The organism is Brevundimonas sp., from assembly GCF_031082345.1.
Classification (GTDB): domain Bacteria; phylum Pseudomonadota; class Alphaproteobacteria; order Caulobacterales; family Caulobacteraceae; genus Brevundimonas.
In genome coordinates, this window is sequence record NZ_JAVHLH010000109.1 from 1 (window position 1) to 8,880 (window position 8,880).

An 8,880-nucleotide genomic window follows, 5' to 3' on the forward strand; every position below is an offset into this window, starting at 1 on the left:
CCGGGAGACCGAGCGCAGCCTGCCGGGCGGGCGGCGCCTCGAGGTCGGCCATGCGGCCGCATCCGGCGGCGGAGACGGCGATCAGGGCGGCGGCGCCCATGAGAACGATCTTTTTCATCACAGACGCGTCTTCCACTCGGCGATGCGCGCGCGGACCTGTTCCGGCGCCGTGCCCCCGAAACTCTGGCGGCTGGCGCAGGAAGCCTCGGGAGTGAGCACCTTGTAAACCGCTTCCGTGACGCCGGCCTCAAGCGATTGCAGTTCGGTCAGCGGCAGTTGCGACAAATCCACGCCGAGGGCCTCGGCCCGCTTCACCGCCGCGCCCGTCACATGGTGCGCCTTGCGGAACGGCAGGTTCAGTTCGCGCACCAGCCAGTCGGCCAGATCGGTGGCGGTCGAGAAGCCGTATCCGGCCGCCGCGCGCATCCGCTCCGTGTCGGGTTGCAGCGCCGTGACCATCGCCGTCATCGCCCCCAGCGCCAGGGTCAGGGCGTCGAAGGCCTCGAACACCGGCGGCTTGTCCTCCTGCATGTCCTTCGAATAGGCCAGCGGCAGGCCCTTCATCACCATAGACAGGGCTGTCAGCGAGCCCATGATCCGCCCGGTCTTGGCCCGCACCAGCTCGGCCGCGTCCGGATTGCGCTTCTGCGGCATGATCGAGCTGCCGGTGGTCAGGTCGTCGGGCAGGCTGACGAAACCGAACTGCGGCGTCATCCAAACCACGATCTCCTCGGCCAGCCGAGACAGGTGGCCGGCGCAGATCGAGGCGGCCGCCAGGCTCTCCAGAGCGAAGTCGCGGTCCGACACCGCATCCAGCGAATTGCCCATCGGCCGGGCGAAGCCCAGCTCCGACGCCGTCATCTCCCGGTCGATGGGGAAGGGCGACCCGGCCAGGGCCGCCGCGCCCAGCGGGCTCTCGTTCATCCGCGCCCGGGCGTCGGCGAAGCGGGAGGCGTCCCGTCCGAACATCTCGACATAGGCCATCAGATGGTGGCCGAAGGTCACCGGCTGGGCCGGCTGCAGATGGGTGAAGCCCGGCATCAGGTCGCCGGCGTGCTGTTCCGCCCGCACCAGCAGGGCCGATTGCAGCCCCTTCAGCTGTTCCACCGCCGCGTCGCAGGCGTCCCGCACCCACAGCCGGAAATCCGTGGCCACCTGGTCGTTGCGGCTGCGCGCCGTATGCAGCCGCCCCGACGGCTCGCCGATCAGCTCGGCCAGACGCGCCTCGACGTTCATGTGGATGTCTTCGAACTGGTCGCGGAACGGGAAGGTCCCGTCCCGGATCTCGGCCTCGATGGCGTCCAGCCCGCCGAGGATGGCGTCGGCGTCGGCGCCGGTGATGATCTTCTGCGCCGCCAGCATGCGGCAATGGGCCCGCGACCCGGCCAGATCCTGGGCCCACAGCCGCCGGTCGACGCCGATGGAGACGTTGATCGCCTGCATGATGTCGGCGGGCCGCGCGCTGAAACGTCCGCCCCACATGTCTTGACCTTCCGCGTTCGGAGACGGCTTAACTGTCGCAACGGGGGCGGAAGGCTTGGTCATGAAGGGCTCGAAGACGGGGGGGGTGGTGATTGCGGCCGCGCTGGCGATCGGCGTGATCGCGGGCGCCGGGCTTCTATACGCCAATCGCGACGCCTTCTTCAAAGCCGCAACGCCCGCCCCGGCGGCGAAGAGCGACCTGGCCCGCTTCGCCACGGGCTCGCTGACCCGGCTGGAGACTCCCGCCGAAACCCCGATGGCCCCGGCTTATGTCTTCAAGACCCGCGACGGCGCCGACGCGACCTTCGCCGGCTTCCGCGGCAAGGTGGTGGTGGTCAACCTCTGGGCCATGTGGTGCGCGCCGTGCCGCACCGAAATGCCGACCCTGGCACGGTTGGACGAGGCCTATCCGGACGACCAGCTGGTCGTCCTGCCGATCAATGTCGACGCCACCGAGGACGGCCTGGCCGACGCGCGCAACTTCATCGACGTGCACGAGCCGCTGCCGCTGTACAGCGACCTGAAATTCCAGCTGCCGTTCGAACTGCCCGGCGAGGGCAAGATGCCGCAGACGGTCCTGCTCGACCGCCAGGGCCGCATCCGCGCGCACTTCTCCGGCGAGGCGGACTGGTCCAGCCCCGAGGCGCGGGCCCTGATCGACGCCCTGCTGGCCGAGCCGGCCTGACGCCTCACTCGGCCGGGACGCGCTCCTCGGTATCCGGATCGACGGCGCCCGGGCGGCCTTCGGCCGCGGCTTCGGCCTGATTGTCTTCCAGATGGTCGGCCACGTTGCCCGCGCCTTCCTCCACCGCCCGCGCGGCCTTCATGGCGCCCGACTCGATGACTTCGCCGGCCTCTGCGGCGACCTCTCCGGCCCTGTCCCCCGCGACCTCGGCATTGGCCTCGGCCTCCTGCTGTTCGGCGGGGGTGCAGGCGGCGGCGCCCAGGGCCAGGGCGGCGGCGAGTGATATGGTCTGCAGGCGCATGGAGAATCCCCGTTCAGCGTTGAACCTTGGCGGTTAACGCCACGCCGCCGCTGTGGTTGCCATCTGGTGATTTCGCCGAGCGGTGATATTCTCCACCAGAGACGGCTCGTGCATGGATCGAGGAACACTACGATGCGCGCAAATCACATTCTCCCGGTTGTCCTTTCCGGCCTCCTGCTGGCTTCGTCGGCGCAGGCCCAGGTCCCGGGCGGCGGGGGAGGCGCTCCGGCAGGCGCCCAGGGCAGCACCGGCGGCGCCATCGGCCGCATGACCGGGCAGCAGGAAAGCTGGCGCTTCGAGAGCGAAGAGATGCGGCGCCGGAACGCCATGACGCCCGAGGAGGCCGAGGCCGAGTACGGGGCCGAGCGGGTCGCTCTGGCGAACCGGGTCCAGGCGCTGATCGATGAGGGCAAATGCCGCGAGGCCCGCGCCATGGCCAACGAGGCCGGCGAAAGGCAGATGGCGCTCCGCATCCGGCAGACCTGCCGCGCCCGCTGATCGTTCCGGAAATGGATGGTGGCTGGAGGCGGGCTCGAACCGCCGACCTGTGGGTTATGAATCCACCGCTCTAACCAGCTGAGCTACCCAGCCCCGTTTGACGATCCTGTCACGCGAGCCCCGGCGGGAACTGGTCTGTCCGCCGGAAGAGGCGTGCCTATAGAGGCAGGCGCAGACCGTTTCAAGTCGTCGCTGGCCCGGCGTGCGTCACATCGTTCCTTGCGCCCGCGGCCGGGAACGCCAAGGTTGAACGGGCCGTTCCGCCGCTGACCGTTTCAATGAGATTCCGCATGCGCCTGCTCGTCCTCGCCGCCCCCGTCTTCGTTCTCACGCTCGCCGCCGCCTGCGGAGTCAACGGTCAGGAAGAGGCGGCCGCCCCGCAGGCCGGCGCGCCGCTTGAAACCCGTCCCGCCAACGCCCCCGACCAGCGGCCGGCCTTCCCCGGCCAGACCCGGGCGCCCGGCGTCCGCACCGAAGCGGCGCTGCAGCACACGGTCGTGGCCTCCGGACTGGAACATCCGTGGGGCCTGGCGCTGCTGCCCGACGGCGGCTGGCTGGTCACCGAGCGGCCGGGGCGGATGCGGATCGTCACCGCCCGGGGCGCGGTGGGCGAGCCGATCGCCGGCCTTCCTCCCGTCGACGCTCGGGGGCAGGGCGGACTGCTGGATGTGATCGTCGGCCCGACCTTCGCCGACGACCGTCTGATCTACTGGAGCTACGCCGAGCCGCGCGAGGGCGGCAACGCCACCTCGGTGGCGCGGGGACGCCTTTCGGAAGACGGAGCCCAGGTCGAGAACGCGCAGGTCATTTTCCGCGCCCTGCCGACCTATGACGGCGGGGCCCATTTCGGATCGTCCCTCGACTTCGACGACGCCGGCCATCTCTTTGTCACTCTCGGCGACCGGTCCGACCGCCCGATGCGGCCGCAGGCCCAGGACCTCGGCTCGCACATGGGCAAGACCATCCGCATCAACGCCGACGGCTCCGTGCCCTCCGACAACCCGTTCGTCGGCCGCGAGGGGGCGCTGCCCGAAATCTGGTCGCTGGGCCACCGCAACGTCCAGGGGATCGCCATTTCCGGCGATCAGGTCTGGACCGTCGAGCACGGCACCCGCGGCGGCGACGAGATCAATCTTGATCGCGCGGGTCTGAACTACGGCTGGCCCGAGGTGGCCTACGGCATCGAATACCGCGGCGCGGCCATCAACGAGGGGATCACCGCCCGCGAGGGGACGGAGCAGCCGGTCTACTACTGGGATCCGGTCATCGCGCCCGGCGGCATGACCGTCTACGACGGGGCGATGTTCCCGGGCTGGCGCGGCAACCTGCTGGTCGCGGCGCTGAAGGAAAAGCACATCGCCCGACTGGTGCTGGACGGTGGCCGCGTGGTCGGCGAGGAACGGCTGCTGACCGATCTCGGCGAGCGGGTCCGCGACGTGGCCATCGGCCCCGACGGGGCCGTCTGGGCCATTACCGACGAACAGAACGGCAAGCTGGTGCGGCTGGCGGCGGCGAACTGACGGCTATTCAGGCGGCGGCCCGAAGCGGTTGGGACCGGGATGGCCTCGAAGCAGGCCGATCTCCACGAAGGCCCATAGGTTGAACAGGAGCGAGAGCAGCCCGACGGCGAGAGACGTCGGACCGGCCCAGCTGTGCTCGAGGAAAGCGGGTCCCTCGGATAGCCAGACCGAAAGCGCGGCCAGCCCCCACGGCGCGAGCAGGAAGAGCAACAGCCAAGCCACGCCACGCCCCCGGTCCTGGAGACGGCGAGCGACCACGCCGACGGCCGCGATCACGGCGATCACCATCGGCGCGAAGACGAGGGCCGACAGCCAGCGTGGCCCGCCGCTGATCGCGACGGCGACGGCCCCATAAGCGATCATGGCGGAAATGACGACAAGCGCCATCTGCCACCGCCAGTAGCCGAGCCGTGTGAGCCGGCCCCGGAAGGCCAGAGCGTCGCCGATCGCCTGAATCATCGCCCGCTCCGTGGAACGTGCATCCAAGCACAACCGTGGGGAAAGGTCAGTCCCGGAGGAGCTCGTTCACGCCCGTCTTGGCCCGGGTCTGGGCGTCCACCCGTTTGACGATCACCGCGCAATACAGCGACGGCCCGCCGTTGGGGTCGGGCAGGGCGCCCGGCACCACCACCGAATATGCCGGCACCTCGCCGCGGAAGACCTCGCCGGTCGCCCGGTCGATGATCTTCGTCGAGCCCGACAGATAGACGCCCATGGCCAGGACGGCGCCCTCGCGGACGATGACGCCCTCGGCCACCTCGGCGCGGGCGCCGATGAAGCAGCCGTCCTCGATGATGGTCGGATTGGCCTGCAGCGGCTCCAGCACCCCGCCGATGCCCGCGCCGCCGGACAGGTGCACGTTCTTGCCGATCTGGGCGCAGCTGCCGACCGTGGCCCAGGCGTCGACCATGGAGCCCTCGTCGACATAGGCGCCGATGTTCACGAACGACGGCATCAGCACGACGTTGCGGCCGATATAGGCCCCTTGGCGCACGATCGCGCCGGGCACGGAACGGAAACCGGCGTCCTGATAGTGGTTGGCGGTCCAGTCCCCGAACTTGTTGGGCACCTTGTCCCACCACGGCCCGACGCCCGGCGCATGACTGGCCGCGCCCCGGTCGCCGCCCCGGACGAGGGCGTTGTCGTTCAGCCGAAAGGACAGCAACACCGCCTTCTTCAGCCACTGGTGCGTGGTCCAGACGCCGTCGTCGCCGCGGGACGCGACCCGGGCCTCGCCGGAGTCGAGAAGATCCAGCGCCTGTTCGACCGCCTTGCGGACCTCGCCGTGCGTAGAGACCGAGACATTGGCCCGGTCGTCCCAGGCCGCCTCGATGACGGCCTCCAGATGGGCCCGGTCCCCTGATGTCTTGGCGGTCATGTGGGGTCTCCCGGCAGGATGGCGGTGGCGAGGAAGGGGCCCAGCACAGCGGCCCGGTGGTCCACGAACGGGGCGTCGGCGTCGAAGGCGTGGGGGCCGACCAGGATGGTGGTCATGCCCAGCTCCTTGGCGTGCTCAAGGTTTCGCACCGTGTCCTCGAAGAAGGCGGCCGTGGCCGGGTCGAGTCCGAACCGGTCCAGCATCAGGGCGAAGGTGTCGGGATGCGGCTTGGGCACCAGCCGCGCGTGCTCGACCGCGAACAGGCCCTCGAACAGGTCGCTGATCCCCAGCTGTTCCAGCACCCGCTCGCCGTGGCGGGTCGAGCCGTTGGTGAAGACGTAGCGCGGCCCGGTCAGTCGCTCCAGCCCGGCCCGCAGGCCCTCGTCGGGGTGCAGATCGTGCAGCGGCACGTCGTGCACATCGGCCAGGAACTCCTCCGGGTCGATGGTGTAGTCCTTCATCAGCCCGCCCAGGGCGGCGCCGTGATCCATCAGGTAGCGCTTCTGCAGCGCCCGCGCCTCGTCCAGCGGAAGGCCTGTCGTCCGCACCATGAAATGGCCGATGCGTTCGCTGACCCGTCTCAGGATCTGCCGCTCCGGCGGATAGAGGGTGTCGTCCAGATCGAAGATCCAGCTGCCCACATGACGCAGGTCGGCGCCGATCTCGGTCGGCTGGACGGGTTCGGCGGTCATGCTTCCGCCTTCACCAGCGTGCCCGCGCCGTGTTCGGTGAACAGTTCGACCAGCATGGCGTGCGGGCGGCGGCCGTCGAGGATGACCACGGCCTCCACGCCGTCCCGGACCGCCGCCATGGCGGTCTGCAATTTGGGGATCATGCCGCCGGTGGCGACGCCGTCCTCGATCAGTTTCGAAGCCTCGCCGACGGTCATCTGGCGGATGATCTCGCCGTCCGCGCCCTTGACCCCGGGCACGTCGGTCAGCAGCAGCATGCGCTTGGCCTTAAGCGACCCGGCCAGGGCCCCGGCCACCGTATCGGCGTTGACGTTGAAGGTCTGGCCGTCCTCGGCGACGCCGATCGGGGCGATGACCGGCACCCAGTCGGCGTCGGACTCGAGCAGCCGCTTGACCAGCTTGGGATCGACCCGGGTCGGCTCGCCGACGAAGCCGAGGTCGACCTCGTGCTCGATCATGCTGTCGGGGTCGCGCTTGGTGCGCCGCGTCTTCTCGACCGTCAGCAGGCCGGCGTCCTTGCCGGACAGGCCGATGCCGCGCACGTCCGCCTCGCGGCCGGCCATGGTGATCCAGTGCGCGATCTCCTTGTTGACCGCGCCGGACAGGACCATTTCAGCCACCTGCATGGTATCGGCGTCGGTGACCCGCAGCCCGTCGACGAAGCTGGTCTTCACGCCGGCCTTTTCCAGCATGGCGCTGATCTGCGGCCCGCCGCCGTGGACCACGACCGGGTTCACCCCCATCAGCTTCAGCAGCACCACGTCGGCGGCGAACTGTTTGGCCACCGCGCTCTCGCCCATGGCGTGGCCGCCGTATTTGATCACCACGGTCTTGCGATCGTAGATCTGGATATACGGCAAGGCTTCGGCCAGGGTCTTCGCCGTGTCCCAGCCACGCTCTTCGAATTGCCGCTCGGTCTCGTCCGTCATCAGCGGGTCCGTAATGCCAAGGTCCGGCCATGTCATCATGAAACCGGACCATCGCAGGCCCGTTCCGTCTGGATGAACGAACACGATATCGACGATCGGGACCTGACGCCTTCAGATCCGGCGGATCCAGCCGCGCTTCTGCACCCGGATTCGACCCTCTGTCCCGAGTGCCTCGGGGCCGGCGCGCTGGCGTCGGGCGAGACCTGTCCGGTTTGCGAGGGAACCGGCAAGGCGTCGAACCGTACCGGCGGCGGCTGAGCCGCCTCCGCCAAAGCAGTCCTGGGGGGCGGACGACGTCCGGCGGCGCTTGTCGATTCCATCAACCGCGCTACGGTGCCGGGTCGATTTCGTCGCCGGGGGCGTGGCCATGTCAATTTCCTTCCCGCCAGGCCTCCTTTCGAGCAGCGACGCCCCCCTCGCGCGCGATCAGCAGGCGTGATCGGCGATCGGAGAGTCCTGGCGATTGTGCCGGCCAGGGGCGGTTCGCAGAGGCTCATCGCCAAAAACGTCCGTCCGCTCGCCGGCCGTCCGATGGTGGCGTGGACGCTGGAGGCCGCGCGCGGGTCGGCCCTGATCGACCATCTGGTGGTGTCGACCGACGATCCGGCCGTCGCCGCGATCGCTGCGGAATTGGGTTGGCCGCCGCCGTTCATGCGGCCGGATCACCTGTCCGGCGCGACGAGTCCAGTCATTGACGCCATCGAGCATGCGCTGGAACAGGTCGGCGGGCGCTGGGACTATGTTGTTGTGCTTCAACCCACCTCGCCGCTGCGAACGGCGGCGGACATCGATGGCGCCGTTCGCCTGTGCGACGATACGGGCGCGCCGGCCGTGATCGGAGTCTCGCCCCTTCCCAAGCCGCCGGTCTTCTATGGACAGGTTGACGCCGAGGGCCGGTATACGCCGGGAGGCGTCGATTTTGAGCGCGCGGCGCTCATCAACGGCGCCGTCTATGTCGGACGCCCGGACGTGCTGATGCGTGACCGAACCTTCCAGTCTGCGGGCGCGCTCGCCTATCCCATGCCGTTCGAACGAAGCTGGGATGTCGACACGTTGGCCGAGTTCGCGGTTTGCGAGGCGCTTTTCCCGTTTCAGGGGTGAAATCGACCTGAGGCGAGGTTGTATGGCCTTGAGGACAGGGCCGCTGTAGCTGAATGGCCACGCTTGCCGCTGTTCGGCTTTCTTCGTCTCGACCTCGGCCAGCGGGGCTGTTATGAGGGTGCAAGGGGCGGCTCGTGCGCCGCCTTGAGAAAATTCACCTGGGCTGCGGAGGGCATCCACCCATGCGCGTTAAGACTTTCATTCTGGCGTCTAGTGCTGCCGGGGCCTTGGCCCTGTCGGCCGGCGCTGCGTCCGCCGATCCGAACGGCTGGTACGGTGCGATTGACGCCGGCT

The 8,880-nt window shown here is 69.2% G+C and carries 10 protein-coding genes and 1 tRNA gene; 4 read left to right on the top strand and 7 right to left on the bottom strand.

All coding sequences use genetic code 11. The annotated features are described in order from the left end of the window. Positions 1 to 117: 117 nt before the first annotated feature. Complete coding sequence (argH, locus tag RDU12_RS08545) at positions 118 to 1,482, bottom strand: argininosuccinate lyase (protein WP_300292843.1); 1,365 nt, start codon at positions 1,480 to 1,482, stop codon at positions 118 to 120. A 61-nt stretch (positions 1,483 to 1,543) separates the two neighbouring features. Here argH and RDU12_RS08550 point away from each other — a divergent pair, with 61 nt between their 5' ends. Further along, positions 1,544 to 2,167 carry a TlpA disulfide reductase family protein gene (locus tag RDU12_RS08550; RefSeq protein WP_300292841.1) on the top strand — a complete coding sequence of 208 codons (624 nt, stop codon included), beginning with the start codon at positions 1,544 to 1,546 and terminating at the stop codon, positions 2,165 to 2,167. Positions 2,168 to 2,171: 4 nt separating this feature from the next. Here the strand turns inward: RDU12_RS08550 and RDU12_RS08555 are convergent, their stop codons facing one another. Further along, positions 2,172 to 2,468 carry a hypothetical protein gene (locus tag RDU12_RS08555; RefSeq protein ID WP_300292839.1) on the bottom strand — a complete coding sequence of 99 codons (297 nt, stop codon included), beginning with the start codon at positions 2,466 to 2,468 and terminating at the stop codon, positions 2,172 to 2,174. Between the two features lie 132 nt (positions 2,469 to 2,600). Here RDU12_RS08555 and RDU12_RS08560 point away from each other — a divergent pair, with 132 nt between their 5' ends. Continuing rightward, entirely contained in the window at positions 2,601 to 2,966 is a 366-nt protein-coding gene (locus tag RDU12_RS08560; RefSeq protein ID WP_308684446.1) for a hypothetical protein, read from the top strand. Positions 2,967 to 2,982: 16 nt separating this feature from the next. On the opposite strand, the gene RDU12_RS08565 is transcribed toward RDU12_RS08560, so the two are convergent. Then, positions 2,983 to 3,059: transfer RNA gene (locus tag RDU12_RS08565), tRNA-Met, on the bottom strand. A 197-nt stretch (positions 3,060 to 3,256) separates the two neighbouring features. Between RDU12_RS08565 and RDU12_RS08570 the strand changes: the two genes are divergently transcribed. Then, positions 3,257 to 4,486 (top strand): PQQ-dependent sugar dehydrogenase, encoded by a 1,230-nt coding sequence (locus tag RDU12_RS08570; protein ID WP_308684447.1) that lies wholly within the window; start codon positions 3,257 to 3,259, stop codon positions 4,484 to 4,486. 3 nt (positions 4,487 to 4,489) lie between these two features. Here the strand turns inward: RDU12_RS08570 and RDU12_RS08575 are convergent, their stop codons facing one another. From RDU12_RS08575 to argB, 4 genes are read right to left on the bottom strand one after another with little or no spacing between them, the layout of a single operon-like run. Then, complete coding sequence (locus tag RDU12_RS08575; RefSeq protein WP_300291283.1) at positions 4,490 to 4,945, bottom strand: DUF805 domain-containing protein; 456 nt, start codon at positions 4,943 to 4,945, stop codon at positions 4,490 to 4,492. Between the two features lie 46 nt (positions 4,946 to 4,991). Beyond that, complete coding sequence (dapD, locus tag RDU12_RS08580; protein WP_300291281.1) at positions 4,992 to 5,864, bottom strand: 2,3,4,5-tetrahydropyridine-2,6-dicarboxylate N-succinyltransferase; 873 nt, start codon at positions 5,862 to 5,864, stop codon at positions 4,992 to 4,994. After that, positions 5,861 to 6,556 carry a pyrimidine 5'-nucleotidase gene (locus tag RDU12_RS08585; protein WP_300291279.1) on the bottom strand — a complete coding sequence of 232 codons (696 nt, stop codon included), beginning with the start codon at positions 6,554 to 6,556 and terminating at the stop codon, positions 5,861 to 5,863. Before RDU12_RS08585 ends, dapD begins: the two co-directional genes overlap by 4 nt. Then, positions 6,553 to 7,485, bottom strand: coding sequence for an acetylglutamate kinase (argB, locus tag RDU12_RS08590; protein ID WP_300291278.1), 933 nt, complete (start codon positions 7,483 to 7,485; stop codon positions 6,553 to 6,555). The genes RDU12_RS08585 and argB overlap by 4 nt, the downstream gene beginning before the upstream one ends. Positions 7,486 to 7,920: 435 nt before the next feature. On the opposite strand from argB, the gene RDU12_RS08595 reads away from it, so the two are divergent. Next, positions 7,921 to 8,586 (top strand): cytidylyltransferase domain-containing protein, encoded by a 666-nt coding sequence (locus RDU12_RS08595; protein WP_300291276.1) that lies wholly within the window; start codon positions 7,921 to 7,923, stop codon positions 8,584 to 8,586. Positions 8,587 to 8,880: the final 294 nt, after the last annotated feature.

Excerpts from the sequence above, each read along its gene's own strand:
- dapD (WP_300291281.1), bottom strand. The coding sequence starts at position 5,864 with ATGACCGCCAAGACATCAGGGGACCGGGCCCATCTGGAGGCCGTCATC.
- RDU12_RS08585 (WP_300291279.1), bottom strand. The coding sequence starts at position 6,556 with ATGACCGCCGAACCCGTCCAGCCGACCGAGATCGGCGCCGACCTGCGT.
- RDU12_RS08575 (WP_300291283.1), bottom strand. The coding sequence starts at position 4,945 with ATGATTCAGGCGATCGGCGACGCTCTGGCCTTCCGGGGCCGGCTCACA.
- RDU12_RS08570 (WP_308684447.1), top strand. The coding sequence starts at position 3,257 with ATGCGCCTGCTCGTCCTCGCCGCCCCCGTCTTCGTTCTCACGCTCGCC.
- argB (WP_300291278.1), bottom strand. The coding sequence starts at position 7,485 with ATGACGGACGAGACCGAGCGGCAATTCGAAGAGCGTGGCTGGGACACG.
- RDU12_RS08560 (WP_308684446.1), top strand. The coding sequence starts at position 2,601 with ATGCGCGCAAATCACATTCTCCCGGTTGTCCTTTCCGGCCTCCTGCTG.
- argH (WP_300292843.1), bottom strand. The coding sequence starts at position 1,482 with ATGTGGGGCGGACGTTTCAGCGCGCGGCCCGCCGACATCATGCAGGCG.
- RDU12_RS08550 (WP_300292841.1), top strand. The coding sequence starts at position 1,544 with ATGAAGGGCTCGAAGACGGGGGGGGTGGTGATTGCGGCCGCGCTGGCG.
- RDU12_RS08555 (WP_300292839.1), bottom strand. The coding sequence starts at position 2,468 with ATGCGCCTGCAGACCATATCACTCGCCGCCGCCCTGGCCCTGGGCGCC.